This window comes from Natranaeroarchaeum sulfidigenes (assembly GCF_017094485.1).
In the GTDB taxonomy this organism is placed as follows: domain Archaea; phylum Halobacteriota; class Halobacteria; order Halobacteriales; family Natronoarchaeaceae; genus Natranaeroarchaeum; species Natranaeroarchaeum sulfidigenes.
In genome coordinates, this window is record NZ_CP064786.1 from 1,277,842 (window position 1) to 1,296,090 (window position 18,249).

Genomic DNA, 18,249 nt, shown 5'->3' on the forward strand with positions numbered 1-18,249 from the left:
TCGTGTACACTACCTCAGGACGATCGCAAGAGTATGATATCTCCGGCCAGTCGTCGTAGACGGACTTGACTGGGCGGGTGTACTATGGGACATACTACGCCCGCTTCATGCTGTTGACGATATCTCTCATATCCTGCTTCCCACTTTGTCATTCGGCATGTTCTGATTACGACGCAACAGCGTCTCACCTGCCGTGAAAAACGTCTGGCTCCTCTGAAATCACTGTCATACTGGAGTCCTGCTGTCGTTTTGTACACGGGACGAACCCGTCCGATCTACACGTGCTGGTGGGTTAGCTCCCAGTCAGAGACAGGTATCGTGTCCTCTCGACAGTTTGGCTCCACGGCTGAATCGAGCCTTCCATCGAACCGGCCGGCGGACTCAGCTCGTGGCGGTCCTCTCGTTATTCGATGAGCTCTCAACACGAGCTGGTTCCGTGAGAGCAGTGCTCTTCGTCAGGGGATTGGCGAACTAGCGGAACATTTTATCGCGGAGTACAGTCCGATTTGGAACGCGTAAATGGTATATTGATATATGAATACTGGGCTGTGTGTTAGTGAACTACCACGAAGCGCAAACCCGTACTAGTCGTCGGACGGCTGTCGTGAACTCGTTCGTCCGTTCTGCTCGCCGAACCCGGCGCTGAGCACGCGGATCAGTGCGTCCTCAACGCTTTCGTCGACTTCGACGAACTTCTCATCGTCGAGTTCGATAACGAAGCCGCTGGTAACGTTGGGTGACGTAGGAACGAAGAGGAGGTGTTTCCCGTCTCTCGTTTGTTTCCCAGTTTTGAATGCAGTCATTCGTAGATCCCCCCAGAGGTTCACCTTCACAGGCTGGTTGAGTTCCGTCGAGTCGTAGACGGCGGTTTCGACCGCCATCTGGGAGGCATTGTAGACGATCCGAAAGCCCGGAACGCGGTTCATCACCCAGTCCAGCACGTCCGAGACGAGTTCGCCGATGGCCGTCCGCATGAAATAACCGACACTGAAAACGACAACACCAACGAGTAGAATGCTCAGTGCGACGCCGACCGGCGACGGATCGATGTCGTTGAACAGCGGGAGACCGGCGATAAGGAGATAGAACCACCGCAACGCGTACAGGGACACCAGAATGGGCACGAGCACCACGAATCCGCTGCCGAGGTCCCGTTTTACCCAGTCCATACGTACCCGTAGCTACACACCCTCATATGCGTTCCCGTTACGATAATCGGCCTGCGATGTCCGCTTCAGTGAGGATCCCAACCGTTTCACCGCTATCAGTGACCATAACGGCCTTGTAGTGTTCGAGCAGGCTGGTTACCTCGTCGAGGGTCGTATCCTCCGAGACTGTCGGAAAGCTTTCGCTCATGAACTCTCGCACTGGTTCGCTTCGGTCTCCCTCCTCGGCGTGAACCAGATCCCCCTGGCTGATGCTCCCCACGGGAACACCGTCCTGTAGCACCGGAAGCTGAGAGTATGCTTCCTCTTCCATCTTCCTGACAGCGTCGCTCAGTTCGTCGTCGGGGGCGACGTTGATCACATCGCTGTGCATCAGATCTTCGGCTCGAACGATTCCCGTTTCGGCTTCGGCGAGCGCGCTAACGATCCGTCGAAGCGTCGAGAGCCGCGGATCGACGTCGCCACCCTCAATCCGTGCAATCAAGGGCTGAGAAACATCGGCCCGATCCGCGAGTTCGCTCTGGGTCAGCTCCAGTTCGTTTCGGCGTTCGCGCAGATCCGCAGGCGTCGGAAGATCCATACCTATAATTACTTCCGGTTATAGAATAAAGTTTGGGTCAGGGTTCAGATCCGTCTTCCAGCTCGCCTTCATCCTCGTATTCGATCGTCTCGACGACGGATAGCGGAACGTCACGGAGGGTGCCGCCGACCTCGCTCTTTGCGATCCGCTGGGCGTGTTCTTCACTGTCAGCATTGAACACCTCCATTTCCAGTACCAGACCCACCAGGGCAGTATCGGCCGCAATAAAGGCCGAGTCGAACGGCTCTCCGCAGGCCGGACAGCCCGTCGCACCGACGTCGACCTCGACGTAGTCCATATCCTGCTGATTCAGACGCTTTCCGGCTTCGCTAACCGCGACGCCGATTGCGTCATCGATCGAGTTAACGTCACGAACCAACCATGCGGCCTCCATCACAACGAGATAGTTGCTCATACCTGCACGTTCCGGCTGGAGGTTATCCATCTTTGCGGTTCGTCCTTGCGTGGTCCAGAGTCCGCTGGTCGATGCGCACGAGATTTGTATAATCCGCATAAGTTATGAGAGGCCACAGGATTGGCGAGCCGGCACGTACCGAAAGAGCGTCAGGTATTCTACTAAATTGTATCCCCGCGCAAGCGCGGTTGAATCGCAAGACGCGGCCCATTTCGATCCCTCATTATTCCGGATGATATAAGAAATCATTAGTTATTCTTTTATACACCCCTCGCCGAGCACCGATCGAAGACAGATGATCGAACGGGTTTCCAAAGCCGCACTGTTTGCCCTGTACCAGTTCACCATCGTGCTCGGTATCGTCCTGATGCCGGTCGCGGTAACGCTCCAGCGCACCGTCGGTCGTGCGCCACCGCTACACCGTATTATCGAGCGCGTCGAGCGGACCTACGAGGCAACCGCATAGAACCGGGCTCATTGTATCAGACGATTTCGATTTCCTGAGTGACGGCCACACGCGTAGTCTACCTCAGCTACCGCAAACTCGGTTATTTATATGTGGCCGGGTTCTACGGACACTCAATGCGAACTCCCATGGATAACTCCCAGTTCTCGCGTAATCAGGACCGCCTCGACAACGCCAGTTCGGACCCACTCGGCCCGTCAATTGGCTCGCTTCCAGACCCACAGATCTCCGAGTCCGAACTCGAAAACGTCAACAAGACCGGGACGACGACTGTCGGCCTGACGACTGACGAAGGGGTTGTCGTCGCGACCGACATGCGCGCAAGTCTCGGCGGCCGATTCGTTTCCAGCAAGGACGTCCAGAAGGTCGAACAGATCCACCCGAACGCCGTCCTGACGCTCGTCGGCTCCGTCGGTGGCGCACAGTCCTTCATCAAGTACCTGCGCGTCGAGGCCAGCCTCTACGAGACTCGCCGCGGCGAGAAGATGAGCATGAAGGCGCTCTCGACGCTCGCAGGGAACTTCGCCCGTGGCGGTCCCTTCTTCGCCATCCGACCGATCCTCGCTGGCGTCGACGACGAGGGATCCCACGTCTACAGTCTGGACCCGGCGGGCGGCGTCATCCGCGACGATTATACGGTCACCGGGAGCGGGATGCAGGTCGCCTACGGTACCCTTGAACAGCACTACGAGGAAGGTATGAGCAACGAGGAAGCCAAGGAGGTCGCCGCTCGCGCAATTCAGAGCGCCACCGAACGCGACACCGGCAGCGGTAACGGTGTCTTCATCGCCGAAGTGACCGAGGAAGACGTCGAGATCCAGGGTCACAAGGACTTCGACGAACTGCTCTAGCCCACCGTACGACACTTTTTGTAGGACGGCGCCGAACGCGGGAGCATGGCGACGATCAAGGACAGCGTCCACGATCACATAGAGATCGAGGGCGTTGCAGCGGCTCTACTCGATACACCTGCAGTCCAGCGTCTCCGACGCATTAGACAGCTGGGAACGGTTTCGTACGTCTACCCGTCGGCGAACCACACCCGATTCGAGCACAGCCTCGGCGTCTACCACCTCGCCTGTCAGGCGCTCGATGGGCTCGGGATTCACGGCCAGCAGGCCGAACGGGTCCGGGCCGCGGCACTGCTACACGACGTCGGTCATAGCCCGTTCAGTCACAACGTCGAAGCGGTGATCCATCGACATACGGGTCAGTACCACGACGATGTCGCCGATCTACTGGAGGAGAACCCGGTGGGTGACGTGCTACGATCACACGATCTCGACCCGGAGACAATCGCCGACCTGATCGCAGGCGATGGTCAGTACGGCCAACTGGTATCGGGAGAGCTCGACGTCGACCGGATGGATTATCTCGTCCGGGACGCCCACCACACCGGCGTCCCGTACGGCACGATCGATCACGGCCGACTCGTCCGCGAGCTGACGTTCGAGAACGGACAGCTCGTATTACAGGAGGGTAACGTTCAGGCTGCAGAGAGCCTGCTGATCGCGCGCGCACTGATGAACCCTACCGTATACAGTCATCACGTCGCCAGAATCAGCAAATCGTTGCTCCGTCGCGGAACCGAGCGGCTGATCGACGAGGAATCGATCCCCGCAGCGACGGTTCGCCGGATGGACGACAGCGACCTGCTCGTCGCGTTGCGGACTCACGAGGCGACCGAGGGATACGCCAACGCACTCGACGAACGTGATCTGTTCAAACGCGCCGTCTGGGCAGAGCTTCGGGACGTCCCCGATAAGATCATCGATGCAGACCACGAGACGGTCCGGGGACTGGAGGACGAAATCGCCGCGAAGGCGGACGTTCGGCCCGCCCACGTCATCATCGACGTTCCTGGCCGACCGACGATGACGGAATCGACGACCCGGGTCGTCGTCGGGAGCGAAGTCAGACGGCTCGACGAACAATCGCCGCTCGTCGAGGCGCTGCGAGCGGCACAGCAGTCCCAGTGGCGACTGGGCGTGTACGCGCCGAACGGCCGGACGGAGCAGGTTGGTCACGCTGCTGCGTCCGTCCTCGGACTCGATATCGAGGGGGCCCTTGTATCGGAGGTACGGGGGACGCATTACGCGACGCTCGACGAGTTCGACTGTGGACCGAACTGAACGTCGTGTCTCGTGAACGTTGTCCTCCCCGAGCGACAGGCAAATGAGTGGTAGCCGAATAGACCTATTCATGCATCTGGAGGGGACGATACTGCGTGGGCCCTCTTTCGAGCCCGTGGAGGGCCGCGTAGTGATCGACGACGGGGAGATCGTCTCCATCGAGGAAACCGAAACGACCAGCGACGCCATCGTGCTCCCGGCCTTTGTCAACGCCCACACCCATCTGGGCGATTCGATCGCAAAGGAGGCGGGCGGTGGTCTCTCACTCGAAGAACTCGTTGCGCCGCCCGATGGGTTGAAACACCGCCTTCTCGGAGCGGCGTCGCGCGACGACCTTGTCGACGGGATGCGCCGATCCCTGCAGTTCATGCAGTCGACCGGCACAGGAACGACGATCGAGTTTCGGGAAGGGGGAGTCGAGGGTGTCGAGATGCTCCGGGACGCTGCGGGGAACGTCGACCTTGAACCGGTAATCCTCGGGCGAGAAACCGTCGACGCGATGGAAATCGCCGACGGGTTCGGTGCGAGTGGTGCGAACGATGCCGACTTCGACCGGGAGCGAACGGCGACCGCCGAGGCGGGGAAGCTCTTCGGTATCCACGCTGGCGAGGTTGACGAGAGCGACATCAACGCCGCGCTCGACCTTGATCCGGACTTCGTCGTCCACATGGTTCATCCCGAGCCGGTCCACCTCGAACGGATCGACGACAGCGAGGTGCCGATCGTCGTCTGTCCCCGGTCAAATGTCGTCACTGACGTGGGACGACCACCGATCGAAGAGCTTGCAGCGCGGACCTCCCTTGCACTCGGGACGGACAACGTGATGACGAACAGCCCGTCGATGTTCCGAGAGATGGCGTTCACGGCGAAGCTATTCGATCTCCCCGCGCGGGAAGTACTTCGGATGGCCACGCTGAACGGCGCGAAGATCGCCGGACTCGACCGTGGGGTCGTCGAAGAAGGCCGCCCGGCCAAACTACTCGTGCTCGACGGGGACTCGGACAACCTCGCGGGGGCGCAGGATGTCGTACGGGCAGTGGTGCGACGGGCTGGCCAGGGCGACGTGAAGCGACTCGTTCTCTGAGTACGCGAGTATCCGGTTCGTTTCTCGGTGATCGACCCGACCCTGACCGAACAGTGGCCACACACAGATCACTCACCCATCCTACAGAGGCATCGAGAAGTTTAATACCGTGCCAGATTTGATAGAGGTTATGAGTTATCAGAACAGACGACAATTTCTCGGTATGGTCGGTATCGGTGGCAGCGTCGTGGCTGCTGGGTGTCTTGGCTCAGACGATGAGGATCCCTCTACTGAAAACGGATCCAGTGATGACGATGATGGCGACGGTACCGGTGACAGTGAGACGATCACCGTCGACGACACCATTCAATCGGCAGTCGACAGCGCCCAGTCGGGAGATACTATCGAGATTCCGGAGGGAACGTACGAGGAGTTCGTTCGGATCGAAACCGATCTCTCTCTCACTGCAACGGGGGACGTAGTACTGGAGGGTGCGAACATCGAACCAGAAGACAGTGATGATGATGCGGTCGGTATCGAGGTGGATGCCTCGGATGTTTCAGTGGCGGGTGTGGAGATTGTCGGCTACGCGGACGCGGCGATCGCGACCATCGAGTCCGCTTCGTCGATATCGGTCAGTGACGTACAGATCGCAGACTGTGTGGAAGGTGTTGTCGTCGAAGCGGACGAGATTGTGCTTCAGGACAGTGCGTTCGGAGAGATCGACGGAGCTGGAGCGAGCCTCGTTGCGTCCCGTAGTGGTACAGTTACGGTCGAGAGCGTGACCGTCGAAGACTGTGGTGGGAACGGTGTCGACGTACAGGGCGGCGAAAGCGTGACAATCTCTGACGTGCAGGCAACGGCGAACGACCGGGGCGTCAGAATCCACGGCGGTGACGCCCGCGATCAAACTGCCGAGATTCGGGACGTAATCGCGACTGGGAACGAGCGCGGAATCGTCATCGAAGAGGCCAGCGGTGACAGTGAGCGGAGCCTCGAGCACGTCGAAATCCGTGACGGGACCGGTGGGATCGAAGTTGTTGGGGACACCATCACGCTCGAAGACGCCCTCGTGTCGGATCACTCGCTCGGGGTCACCCATCGTTCTGCGATACTGCTCGAGAGTTCACCTGACGGCCACGTTACCGTGAACGACATTGAGGTGACAGATATAGAGGCAAGCAGTTCGAACGACAAAGCCGGGAGAGGTCTTACTGTCATCGATGGCGGAGAGGTAGAGATGGTAGACATCGAGATCACACGAGCGTACGGTAACGTGATCCACGTTGAGACAGAGGACGGACGGGATCGATCCGTCTCGATTACCGATGCTCAGCTCGTCTCGAACGGTCTATCCAGCGCCATTCAGGTCGACGATGCGGGCGGTACGAACTCGATCGTCCTTGAGCGTATTCGGACGGAAGATACCGTTCGGGGTATCGAGATCGTCGGCGATACTGTCACAGTTGAAGAGGTCGATGTAAACGGGGTTGTCGGGGGCGGCTCCCCCGGTATCGGTATCGAGAGCACCGCCGACGGAGAGGTAGTGCTGGAAGATATCAGTGTGACTGGGGCAGAAGGTGGGAGTTCCTACAGTCCATGGGGTCGCGGGGTCGAAGTCGTCGACGGTGAGTCCGTAACGATCTCGGATGCCTCGCTTACACAGAACTACGGGGACAACCTGAGTATCGAAGCTGATGCCGTCCGTGATCAATCCATTCAGATCGAATCCGTGTTCGCCGAAACGAATACGGCCGGGAGTGGTATCGTCACTGCCGGTAGTAGCGGTAGTGACACCGTTGAGATCACGGATTGTGACTCGAACAATCACGCTGCCTACGGTTTCGATATCGGTGGGGAATCGATTAGTATAGAAAACTGCAGCGCCGCTGATAACGATCGAGATGGTCTCAACCTGCGCGACATCGACGAGGCCGAGGCAAACATCTCGGGCAGTAATCTTTGAAACCGCACCCACATTGACATCCTCCACACGACTGAAGTCGTGGGCTTTCTCCTCGATGTTCTGTAAACCAGGGGAATTCTTTTTGCACGTCCCCAGTTAGCCACGAGTGGTACCCGCAGCGAGCGGAGCGACCGAGGATATCCGAGCAGAAAAAAGATGGCCTGCATTCAGCAAGTAGATGGAATCGCTCACCTGCTGACGGTGTCAACAGAGCCAGATCGATACAATAACCGATCCTGTAGCGGGCAACAGTTATACGACGTGGGTCGGTACCGTATCACACGATGTACGATCGGATACTGGTCCCGACAGACGGTTCGACCGGCGTCGGCCGGGCCGTCGAGCACGCCATCGAACTCGCGACGATCCACGACGCGACGGTGCATGCCATCTACGTCGTGAACTCCGCGACGTTTGCGGGGCTCCCAATGGAGGCGTCCTGGGATGGGATCAGTGACGTGCTACGTGAGGAGGGCGAGGAAGCACTGGAACTGGTCGAAGAACTGGCTGCCAGGTCGACGGTTCCCGTCGAGACGCGACTGATCGACGGCTCGCCGCGGCGCGCAATCGTCGAGTACGCCGAGGGCCACGACTGCGATCTGATCGTCATGGGGACCCACGGACGAGGGGGAATCGACAGACTGTTGATGGGAAGTGTGACCGAGGGTGTAATCAGAACGTCGGATCGGCCAGTACTGACAGTGCGGCGGGCATCGACCGCCGATCCGGACGGCGAACCGGATCGCGATGTCTGATGGACTCAGGCCGGTCGGAGGTGTTCACAATCGCCCGCGTGGACGCGAACCGTCTCCGACCCGGTGTCGACAAGCAGGGTACCGGGCCGCTCGATATCGATGGCTTCCCCCTCGACGATACCGCTCGCCGTCTCGACGCGGACGCGCTGTCCCAGTGTCAGCGCGTTCTCGCGCCATCGTTCGAGGATCGCGTCCTCCTCAGAGAGGAGTTCGTCGAGTGCCTCCAGCACCCGCTGGGTGAACACGCGGCGGTCGACGTCACCGACCTGGTCGCGGAGACTCGTTGCGCCCGCCGGTAGTTCGGCCACATCGATGTTGGCGTTGATCCCGATTCCGGGAACGACCCACGAGATGCGATCGGCTTCGCCCTCCATCTCGGTGAGAATCCCGGCGAGCTTTCTGTCACCATCCGCTGTCGGCACCAGCACGTCGTTTGGCCACTTGATTCGGGCGTCAACGCCCGCTTCTCTGGCGGCAGTTGTGGTCGCCACCGCGGCGGCGAGCGTCACCAGCGGAGCATGGGCCGGAGGGATATCGGGTCGGAGCACGGGACTCACCCAGATGCCACCGCTCGGGGCGCTCCACTCGCGGTCGAGTCGTCCTCGACTGCCGGTCTGCTCGTCGGCGAGGACGACAAGGTTCTCTGCGCCCGCGCTTGCTGCCTCGCGTGCGCGATCGTTCGTACTGCCTATCGTATCGTGATATTCAATCTCGAACGGCGCATCCAGCCCGTATTCGACGGCGCTGGCTCCGAACTCCGGCACTGATACGAGCCGGTAGCCGTTGTCACTCTCGATGAGGAATCCTTCCTCCCGCAGCGCCTCGACGTGTTTCCAGACCGCGGCTCGGGTAACATCGAGGCGCTTTGCGAGGTCAGCACCCGAGACACCCTGCCCATCGATCGCTTCGAGGACGGCGCGTCGTGTATCGTTCATATCAGTCTGTTTGTGGCATGGGGTAAAGTTGGTTCTGTCGCGTCGCCGACCCTCTACTCAAGTTGGGAAGTCCTAAATTCCTGCCCCGACAGAGTGGTGGTATGGATACGTACGACCTGATCACTCGCAACGCCGAGGAGGTCGTGACCGAGGAGGAAGTGGAGGCGCTGGCCGACGACCCCGATGAAAAACGGGCATACGTCGGTTACGAGCCATCCGGCGTGCTCCACCTCGGCCACCTGCTGACGGCGAACAAGTTAATCGATCTGCAGGATGCTGGGTTCGATATCGTCGTCCTGCTTGCGGATGTCCACGCCTACCTGAACGGGAAAGGCACGTTTGAGGAGATCCGCGAGACGGCCGAACAGATGCGCGAACAGTTCCTCGCATATGGACTCGATGAGAACCAGACCGAGTTCGTCTACGGCTCTTCGTACCAGATGGACGAGGAATACGTCCTCGACGTCCACCAGATAGAACTGGAGACCTCGCTGAACCGCGCCCAGCGCGCGATGGCAGAGATTCAGGGTGGAGAGACGGCGAAGGTATCTCACGTCGTCTACCCGCTGATGCAGGCGCTCGATATCGAGTATCTCGACGTCGACCTCGCGGTCGGTGGACTGGACCAGCGGAAAGTCCACATGCTCGCCCGGGAGGAGCTCCCGAGCCTTGACTACGACGTTCGGCCCGCCCTGCACACACCGATCATCGCTGACCTAACGACTGGTGAGGGGAAGATGTCCTCCAGTGAGGGCGTCACCATCTCGATGGAGGACACGGCCGAGGAGCTTGAAGAGAAGGTAAACTCGGCGTTCTGTCCGCCAACCAGAGATCCCGAACCCGCCGAGGATGGCACCGAGCGAGAGAATCCCGTTCTGGAGTTGTTCCAGTATCACGTCTTCCCACGCTTTGCGACAGTAGTCGTCGAGCGTCCGGACCAGTACGGCGGTGATATCACGTACGACGACTACGAAGACCTCGCGGAGGACCTGGAGAGCGGGGAACTCCACCCGGCTGATGCGAAAGGAACCCTTGCGTCGTATCTCGACGAGCTGATCGCACCGGGACGTGATCGACTCGAAGAGCTCCGCGCGTAACCCGGTATTCTTCTCACTGGCTTAATCAACTCCTTCTCGATGCTCCTGTGTGTTCTAGCCGTTACGGGACGAGTCATATTATCTCCATAACTTATGTGGATACGCCAGGGGACGTATCCGGTCCTTTAGCAGTTAATTTGTAACAGGTCTGAAAAAGGATTTTAGTAGGATGAAAAACGATATACTACTGTATCGGTGATCCAAATGAGTCAGAGCACGTCAGACCCGATCCGAGGAGAGTTGGCACGGAACCAGCAGACGACCCACGACTGGTCACTATCGAGGTACGATGTCGTCCTCATTCTGATACCTGCCGTCTTCCTGCTGGCCGCCCTGTTCGGATCGCTCGGGTCGATCCCGCTAAACCTGGCGCTGTTCGGAGCAGCGTTGATCGGCGCAGCCGCGGTGATCGACGGCGTGTTCTGGAACCCGCCGATGTCGCAGTAGTTTGACGCCGTCGATACAGCGCGTTTTCTCCTGTCAGAGCACACCGCCAGCAGTGTATGTGCCCCGAACGATCACGTGATATCGCAACGGTTACCTGGTATCCGAACTGTCGCCAAACGTATAATATAGTTCGTATCGTAACCAGATAACGTAATGATACTACAGACCGCGGTCGGTGATGAACACTCCCCTACCAGCAGTCTCGTGGAGGCAGACAGATGACGATGACTCTTCCGCTTCTCGTTGACACACCGGGTGCGGACGTGGCGTTTCTGATCGGTCGCGTCCTCTTCGGTGCTGTGCTGGCCTTTACGGGCCTGAACCACTTTCTCGATCTCGATGCGATGAGCGGCTACGCCGAGATGAAGGGAATACCGGCTCCGAGGCTGAGCGTCGCCTTCAGTGGCGGAATGTTGGTGTTCGGCGGACTGGGTGTCGCACTTGGCGTCTTTCCGATCATCGCTGCTGGCGCGCTGGCAGTGTTCCTACTCGTCACGACGCCGATGATGCATGATTTCTGGGCGGCTCCAGAGGATCAACAGCAACAGGAGATGACGCAGTTCCTGAAAAACGTTGCACTGCTCGGTGGTGCGCTCGTCTTGCTTGTGTTGGGCGGTGCTGACTGGGCCTACTCGCTCGGTATCGGTCTCTGAGTCGGCACGGTTGTTGCCATCTACGTTCCAGATAATCCTTTTATTCCCCCGGTGCCTGCACCCGAGTAGTGTGATCGAGGTCGAGAATCTCCGCAAGGAGTACAGTGGATTTGTCGCGGTCGAGGACAGCACGTTCGAGGTCGACTCGGGCGAGGTGTTCGGTATCGTCGGCCCGAACGGAGCGGGAAAGACGACGACGCTGAAGATGCTCGCCGGCTTGATCGAGCCAACTGCTGGCACCGCCACCGTCGCTGGCGTCCAGGCTGGCGAGACCGAGATGCGCCAGAACCTCGGCTTTCTCCCCGAGGAGTCGCCGCTCTATGAAGACATGACGGCGATATCGTATCTCAACTTTTTTGCCGACCTTTATGACGTGCCAAAGGATGTTGCAACTGAGCGGATCACGGAAACGCTCGACCGGCTCGATCTCGAACACCGAAACCGGTCGATCGGTGACATGTCGAAGGGGATGAAGCGGAAGGTCGCCATCGCCCGCGCACTGGTTAACGATCCCGACGTCCTGATATTCGACGAACCGGCCAGCGGACTCGACCCGCTGACGACCAACTACATTATCGAGTTCACCCGCGAACTGAGCGAGGAGGGCCGTACCGTCGTGTTCAGCGCGCACAACCTCTTTCACGTCGAGAGCATCTGTGACCGACTCGTCGTGATGAACCGCGGCGAGATTATCGCCAGAGGCACCATCGAGGGGATCCGTGAGCGCCATGGAACGTCCTCCTACACGGTGTATACAGATGTCGAAGTGCCCGATAGTGCCCAGAAGAACGGGCGGTTCGTCCGTGAAGCCGAGGATATGGAAGCAGTCGAAGATATTCGGGAGCGGGCGATCGCCGCAGGCGGGTCGGTGGTCGACATTCAGACGGAGACCCCGAGCCTCGAAGATATCTTCCTCGATATCGCCGGGGAGGCAGAGGCGTGAAGCCGCGAAAAACGCTCCGGGTGGCCCGCTGGGAACTGAGTCGTTCGGTCGGATCGGTCGACAAACGAACGGCGATCCTCGGCATTTTCGGACTGATACTCGTCTTCGGTGGCGGTCTCGCAGTGTTTGGCGGGAGCGTCGCCTTTGACGATGATATTTATCGGGTTGGCATTCCGCAAGACAGCAGTTACTACGACGCCGTTGACGAGCATTCCGCGCTCAAACCCGTCTCCCCTGAAGACGACCTGATAGAGCGCGGCGATGCCGAGATCATGCTGGAGCCATACGGACCAGGCGGCTACGAGTTATCACAGGCGGAAACACAGAAAGGCGACGCCGCGATGGGCGAGTTCGAGGCGGCGATCGACGGCTACAACTTCCGGACGATGTCGGCCGAGAGCAACCAGACTGCCGCGTTCCCGGTGCTCGTCGACCTCCGGTACGAGGCTGGCGGAACCGGTGGGACGGTTATCGACGAGGACCCGGCCGACACGACTCCGGATGATGCCGAAGAAACCGAGAGTGATGGCGATACCGGGACAGACGACGGGCAAGAACGGGACCCGGAGAACGGTGACACAGACGACGGCAGGGTCGACGGTGACGAAGCCGGGGATGGGGACGACACTGCCGACAGCGACGACGATCCTGCGCCCGGCGATAGCTCGGATACTGGAAACTGGATCAGCGACGCTATCGCCGGAGATGGTGTCGTGGATACACCTGCTGGAATCTCTCCACCCTTCCCTTTCGGCTCGCTGGTGCTTGCATTTCTGTTTATTATTCCGATGAACTTCGTCATCCAGCTCTACGGTAGTTCGATCATGAACGAGCGGATTAACCGCCGCGGCGAACTGTTGCTCGTCGCGCCGGTGAGCCGTGGCGACGTGATCGTCGGAAAGACGTTACCGTATCTCGCCGCACTGGTCGTTGTCTCGGTCGCCATCGCCCTCGCGATCGAGGGCGGTCCAGTCTCTATCGCTGCCGTCGTTCCGATCGCCCTGTTATTCCTCGCTTCGACCTTCGTCGGCGCGATGTTCGCCCGTTCCTTCAAGGAGTTGACGTTCGTGACGGTGACGATCAGCGTCTTGCTGACCTCGTACGTGTTCGTCCCGGCGATCTTCACCGAAATAACACCGATCGCACTGATATCGCCGTTGACGCTGGTCGTCTGGGATCTACAGGGCGAGGCCGTCTCGGCGCTGCAGTACACGTTCTCTACCGGTGCGTTCTACCTCCTGAGCGTGCTCCTGTTCGGACTCGGGGCTGGCGTCTACCGCGAGGAAGACATGTTCTCACAGCGCTCAATTCACCTGAAAGTGCTGGATGCCCTGGCGAACTACGTCGCCGGGCTGAAAAGCGTCGCGGCGATCAGCGCGCTCATGATCCCCGTTGTATTCGTCGCCCAGTTACTCGCTGTGACGATTCTGTTTGCACTGCCGGAGGCGTTTGCGCTTCCCGTCTTGCTCCTGTGGATCTCCTGTACCGAGGAGCTTGCAAAGAGCCTGCACATCTACGCAGGCTACGCACACAACCGGTTCGACCGCTCAATCCGCACCGCGGTCGCCGTCGGTGCGGCGAGCGGGCTGGGCTTTTTCCTCGCCGAGAAAGTGACACACGTCGCCCAGATCGTCGGGATCACACAGCTAGAACTGGGTGCGGCCGCGTTCCCGACGACCGAGGCCGTCTCTCCAGTACTCGCGGTCGGGCTCTTTTTCCTGCCGCTTGCGCTGCATGTCCTCACCGCAGTCGTCTCCACGATCGGTGCGCGACGCGACCGAGTTCACTACATGGCGATGCTCGTCCTCGCTATCTCGATCCACACGCTGTACAACTACGTGGTGATCTTCCATGTCCAGTAAGGGTGGACGTCCACGGATCCGCATCTCGCTCCGAGAACTCTCGACGCTCAAAAGCGAGAAGACGATCGTCCTCGCCCTGCTGATCCAGCTCGTGATCGCAGCGTTCTCGTCGTTCCTCGTGGTCGGGCTGGTTTCGCTGTACGATCCGGCGAGCGCAGGGGGTGAGGTATCGGTTGGCGTCTCCGGGGAACACCGACACGACCTCGCCAGCGTCGCGAGCGACCAAGAAAACGTCGAGACGGTAACGTTCGACGATCCCGAGGGCGCACAAAGCGCGTATCAGGCTGGCGCAATCGACGCCGTCCTGGTTGCGGAGGGAAGCGGAGACGGTCGGATACAGGTGGAGACGACCGTTCCGCCCGATGGGATTGAATCGACCGTCGTCGTGACGAGCCTTCAGGACGTATTACTCCAGTACGAGGCGTTCGAGCGGAACCAGCGTGGTGCGTATCTGGATAACCAGCCGCTCACGGGACCCGACAACCCTGATCCAGCGCCGTATTACGGGTTCACCTACACCGTTCTCGTGCCGTTGCTGCTCTTGCTTCCGGTGTTTATCAGCGGTAGCCTCGCTGTCGATACGATCAGCGAGGAACTGGAGCGTGGTACGTTCGAGTTGCTCGCGGTCGCCCCTATCGAGATGGGAGAGATCATCGACGGAAAGCTACTGACAGCGGCGCTGCTAGCTCCTGCACAGGCCGCATTGTGGCTTGTACTATTGCGGGTGAACGGAACGCCGATCGAGAACGTCCCGGCGTTGCTCACGATCGTCGGTGCCCTCGCCCTCGCGGTAGTTTCCATGGGGATCGGCCTCGCGCTCGTGACGACCGATCGGCGGCAGGCACAGTTCCTCTACTCCTTTGGCATCCTCGCCATCGCGATGGTGACGGCGCTGCTGCCCGAACACCCCCTCAATACGATCGCAAAGCTGGCGATCGGCAGCCCGGCAATATCGACGTGGATCGCGGTAGCAGGCTATGCCCTTCTGGGCGTCCTGTGCCTGTTCGTACTGCAGCTCGCCGTCTCACGGCTTGACGTCGAGCGAATCGTCAGTTCGGACTAGCCGTCGTCAAACTGCTCGGTCGCGGCTTCGATAATGGCGTACTCCTCATCGCCATACGCGATAAACCGCACCTCTGAGAGCGTGTTCGGTTCGTACGCGTCGATCGTTTCACCGATGAGTTCCGCCCCCGTTTCGAGATCGAAGCCAGCGACGCCACAGCCAAGCGCCGGGAGCACGAGAGAGCGACAGCCGAGCTCGTCCGCGGTTTCCAGCGAGCTTCGTGTTGCAGAGCGGATGCTGTCCGCTGTCGCCTGTCCATCGCCATAGTGAGGCATTGCCGCCGCGTGGATGACGTACTCCGCGTCGAGGGCGTAGGCGTCTGTCACCGCGACATCACCCAGATCGATCGGCCCCTCCGACATCGCTTCCTCGTTGATCTCCGGGCCCGCCCGACGTTTGATCGCACCGGCAACACCGCTTCCCATCCGGAGGCTCGTTCCTGCCGCGTTGACCAGCACGTCCGCGGACTGTGCAGCGATATCGCCCTGAACAGTCTCGAAGTTCATACTGACACCTCTGGTTTCCGGCTCCCTCATTGTACCGGTAATCGTGCCAATTCAGCACACACCATGAAAACATAGATATGGCTTCAATAAGTAGTAAACACTGAGACCAAACCCCGCATCATGACCGTGGATCTTCCTCCGGAGCCGTACGCCGAATACCTCGATATCCTCCGTGACATCGGACTTCCGGACGACGATATTCGGTCGCTACACGCGGGCGAGAGCGACGCGGTAGCCGAGGGACCACTGCTGGCGTTCGTACAGGAGCGTCTCGACGGGGACGACCCGAGGGCGCTGGCTCGCCGACTGGTCGACGTCCTGACCCAATCGAGACGGGGCATGAACGTTACCGGCAGTTACTGGAACTACGCGCCGGAGGTCCACCTGAACGAGGTGTTCGAGCCATACGGCTGTTCGGTCACCTTCCGCGATGCGACACATGGAAACGGCCAATCGAGCTTCGAGGTCGTTCTCGAAGATGCCTCCGGGACGGGACACCGGATCACCTTCGAGTACCCGGAGACACCACTCGAAGACGACAACTTCCCGGCGCTGCTCGCGGCGATCGAACGCCAGCTGCTCTCGAACACTGATCTGACGTTCGTGTTGATGCGTCCGATCGACCGACGCTGGCGCGTCCTCATGATCGAGAACGCCCGACTTGATCGGCTCCGGGCGAAGTACGGCGATCGTATCGAGTTCGCTGGTGTTCCGCTCCTGCGCGAGGACCAGCTCGATGCCTTCGAGAGCGGTGAGGCAACGGCAGTCAAACCCCACGTCGGGGAAACGACGGCGGGAACAGGTCGGAATCGGAGTACGGTCGATCGACGCAAGCGACCGGACGCGACGGACGAACTGCTCGCGCGGACGACCGGTCCTGCCGTCGCCCCGACACCCCACCCTGACGCCGACGCGGATCCCGATGCGGTGTTCGGCGGCTCCCCTGACGATCTCGCCGCACAGGCGGGCGGGGAGGATACCGGGCACACGCTGGCTGAGGTAGAAGCCTCCGATGGCGACCTCAAACAGGTGTTTGGCGACCTTTCGGAGGTTTCGCTCGAACCCGTTACTCAGGAGGCGAACGACCGGAGTTCAGTCGATGAACCGGTCGCTCTCGGCACACCAGCAGCGACCAGCGAGGAGTCGGAGCCTAGCGGTCTTGACGAACTGTTCGAGCAGATCGAACGCGAAGCGCTTACCGACGATGACGCCGCCGCCCCGGCCGGTCCGGGTGACGGGTCTGCGGCCGTTGCCGCAGCAGGTTCCGGTGGCTCGTTGGTATCGGTATCCGGCAACCGATCGACCCCCGTACCCTCGGACGACGACGAGACGCCGAACGAATCGTTAGTTGACGAACTGATCGGCGAGTCTTCGGAGGCTGACCGTGAAACTACCACGGATACCGGAACGAACCGTGAGGAGAACGAAACCGAGAGCTCGGATGGTGCGTCCGATGGCAACGACAGTGCGTCCGACACCGCCGGAGACAGTGACGACGCTTCCGGCGGGTTCAACTGGGTGAGTGACGACGAGCTTGCCACTCGCTAGAGTGGTAGCCAGTCGCTTGAAACGTCTTTTCCGAGCAAGTGCCAGCGCTGTTCTGCGATGCCATCGTTCCGACGAACTTCGACCAGCACGTCGAACAGCGGTTCGATCAGATTGACGTGATCGCTCTTGCGGTCCACCCGGAGGTGGTAGTGACCGATCCCGTCTGAACGCCGCACCGAGGCACTGACAAGGTGGAGGAGCCGAAACAGCTGTTCGGGGTCGTGCTCGACGAACAGCGGACCCAGCGAGTCGAAGCAGAGTCGAAGCTCGCCGGGAGAGAGACCGTCGACACGACTCGCTAACAGGTCAATCTCGGTGACAACTTCGCTACCGATCTCGGTGAGTGATCGCTCCTCATCGTCGACCCGGACCGTCCGCCCGTCACCCCCGTCGAGAGTCTCTGGATCACATGCACAGACTCGCTTGCCCTCCGTGAATACGAACAGCCGCCGCCGATCGTCACCGAGAAGATGACGACACACACTGCTGTGGACGGAGCCGTCGCCAACGAGCAGGAGGTTACAGCCGTTCTGTTTGAGTTCGGCGAGCTCCTGGGAGAACGTCGTGCTGTCCGGAACACCGTCACCCCGGCCGAGTTGCATCCGTTTCGGGTTTGAAATCAATGTCTAATAAACGTTGCGCCGCGGGCTGATCAAAACCTGAGCGTGCTTGAGCACGCTTAATAACCACG

At 60.0% G+C, this 18,249-nt stretch carries 19 protein-coding genes; 13 read left to right on the forward strand and 6 right to left on the reverse strand.

All coding sequences use genetic code 11. The features are described 5' to 3' along the window. Positions 1–584 precede the first annotated feature (584 nt). From AArcS_RS06805 to AArcS_RS06815, 3 genes are read right to left on the reverse strand one after another with little or no spacing between them, the layout of a single operon-like run. On the reverse strand, positions 585–1,169 hold the full coding sequence (locus AArcS_RS06805) for a DUF502 domain-containing protein (protein WP_238479729.1): 585 nt from the start codon (positions 1,167–1,169) through the stop codon (positions 585–587). Between the two features lie 37 nt (positions 1,170–1,206). After that, positions 1,207–1,746, reverse strand: coding sequence for a CBS domain-containing protein (locus AArcS_RS06810; protein ID WP_238479730.1), 540 nt, complete (start codon positions 1,744–1,746; stop codon positions 1,207–1,209). Between the two features lie 37 nt (positions 1,747–1,783). Next, positions 1,784–2,161 (reverse strand): DUF555 domain-containing protein, encoded by a 378-nt coding sequence (locus AArcS_RS06815; RefSeq protein WP_238479731.1) that lies wholly within the window; start codon positions 2,159–2,161, stop codon positions 1,784–1,786. 295 nt (positions 2,162–2,456) lie between these two features. Here AArcS_RS06815 and AArcS_RS06820 point away from each other — a divergent pair, with 295 nt between their 5' ends. From AArcS_RS06820 to AArcS_RS06845, 6 genes are all read left to right on the forward strand, one after another. Then, positions 2,457–2,627 (forward strand): hypothetical protein, encoded by a 171-nt coding sequence (locus AArcS_RS06820; protein WP_238479732.1) that lies wholly within the window; start codon positions 2,457–2,459, stop codon positions 2,625–2,627. A 116-nt stretch (positions 2,628–2,743) separates the two neighbouring features. Beyond that, entirely contained in the window at positions 2,744–3,478 is a 735-nt protein-coding gene (gene psmB / locus AArcS_RS06825; protein WP_238479733.1) for an archaeal proteasome endopeptidase complex subunit beta, read from the forward strand. 45 nt (positions 3,479–3,523) lie between these two features. Continuing rightward, positions 3,524–4,759, forward strand: a complete 1,236-nt coding sequence (locus tag AArcS_RS06830; protein WP_238479734.1) for an HD domain-containing protein — start codon at positions 3,524–3,526, stop codon at positions 4,757–4,759. Between the two features lie 70 nt (positions 4,760–4,829). Next, positions 4,830–5,843, forward strand: coding sequence for an amidohydrolase family protein (locus tag AArcS_RS06835; RefSeq protein WP_238479735.1), 1,014 nt, complete (start codon positions 4,830–4,832; stop codon positions 5,841–5,843). A 163-nt stretch (positions 5,844–6,006) separates the two neighbouring features. Further along, entirely contained in the window at positions 6,007–7,749 is a 1,743-nt protein-coding gene (locus tag AArcS_RS06840; protein ID WP_238479736.1) for a right-handed parallel beta-helix repeat-containing protein, read from the forward strand. Positions 7,750–8,033: 284 nt separating this feature from the next. After that, complete coding sequence (locus AArcS_RS06845) at positions 8,034–8,504, forward strand: universal stress protein (protein WP_238479737.1); 471 nt, start codon at positions 8,034–8,036, stop codon at positions 8,502–8,504. Between the two features lie 5 nt (positions 8,505–8,509). On the opposite strand, the gene AArcS_RS06850 is transcribed toward AArcS_RS06845, so the two are convergent. Beyond that, positions 8,510–9,439, reverse strand: a complete 930-nt coding sequence (locus AArcS_RS06850) for a biotin--[acetyl-CoA-carboxylase] ligase (RefSeq protein WP_238479738.1) — start codon at positions 9,437–9,439, stop codon at positions 8,510–8,512. Between the two features lie 101 nt (positions 9,440–9,540). On the opposite strand from AArcS_RS06850, the gene AArcS_RS06855 reads away from it, so the two are divergent. From AArcS_RS06855 to AArcS_RS06880, 6 genes are all read left to right on the forward strand, one after another. Next, entirely contained in the window at positions 9,541–10,536 is a 996-nt protein-coding gene (locus AArcS_RS06855; RefSeq protein WP_238479739.1) for a tyrosine--tRNA ligase, read from the forward strand. A 204-nt stretch (positions 10,537–10,740) separates the two neighbouring features. Next, positions 10,741–10,983 carry a DUF8015 family protein gene (locus AArcS_RS06860; protein WP_238479740.1) on the forward strand — a complete coding sequence of 81 codons (243 nt, stop codon included), beginning with the start codon at positions 10,741–10,743 and terminating at the stop codon, positions 10,981–10,983. A gap of 224 nt (positions 10,984–11,207) precedes the next feature. Continuing rightward, positions 11,208–11,636, forward strand: coding sequence for a DoxX family protein (locus AArcS_RS06865; protein WP_375139651.1), 429 nt, complete (start codon positions 11,208–11,210; stop codon positions 11,634–11,636). 70 nt (positions 11,637–11,706) lie between these two features. Further along, complete coding sequence (locus tag AArcS_RS06870; protein ID WP_238479742.1) at positions 11,707–12,579, forward strand: ABC transporter ATP-binding protein; 873 nt, start codon at positions 11,707–11,709, stop codon at positions 12,577–12,579. Continuing rightward, a complete protein-coding gene (locus tag AArcS_RS06875) occupies positions 12,576–14,441 on the forward strand; it encodes a PrsW family intramembrane metalloprotease (RefSeq protein ID WP_238479743.1) in 1,866 nt (621 codons plus the stop codon). The genes AArcS_RS06870 and AArcS_RS06875 overlap by 4 nt, the downstream gene beginning before the upstream one ends. Next, entirely contained in the window at positions 14,431–15,504 is a 1,074-nt protein-coding gene (locus tag AArcS_RS06880) for an ABC transporter permease (RefSeq protein WP_238479744.1), read from the forward strand. The genes AArcS_RS06875 and AArcS_RS06880 overlap by 11 nt, the downstream gene beginning before the upstream one ends. On the opposite strand, the gene AArcS_RS06885 is transcribed toward AArcS_RS06880, so the two are convergent. Further along, complete coding sequence (locus AArcS_RS06885) at positions 15,501–16,010, reverse strand: macro domain-containing protein (protein ID WP_238479745.1); 510 nt, start codon at positions 16,008–16,010, stop codon at positions 15,501–15,503. The two genes, AArcS_RS06880 and AArcS_RS06885, sit on opposite strands and share 4 nt — an antisense overlap. 120 nt (positions 16,011–16,130) lie before the next feature. Here AArcS_RS06885 and AArcS_RS06890 point away from each other — a divergent pair, with 120 nt between their 5' ends. Next, on the forward strand, positions 16,131–17,558 hold the full coding sequence (locus tag AArcS_RS06890) for a hypothetical protein (protein ID WP_238479746.1): 1,428 nt from the start codon (positions 16,131–16,133) through the stop codon (positions 17,556–17,558). Here the strand turns inward: AArcS_RS06890 and AArcS_RS06895 are convergent. After that, positions 17,555–18,160, reverse strand: a complete 606-nt coding sequence (locus AArcS_RS06895; RefSeq protein WP_238479747.1) for a DUF7504 family protein — start codon at positions 18,158–18,160, stop codon at positions 17,555–17,557. The genes AArcS_RS06890 and AArcS_RS06895 overlap by 4 nt on opposite strands. Between the last annotated feature and the right edge of the window lie 89 nt (positions 18,161–18,249).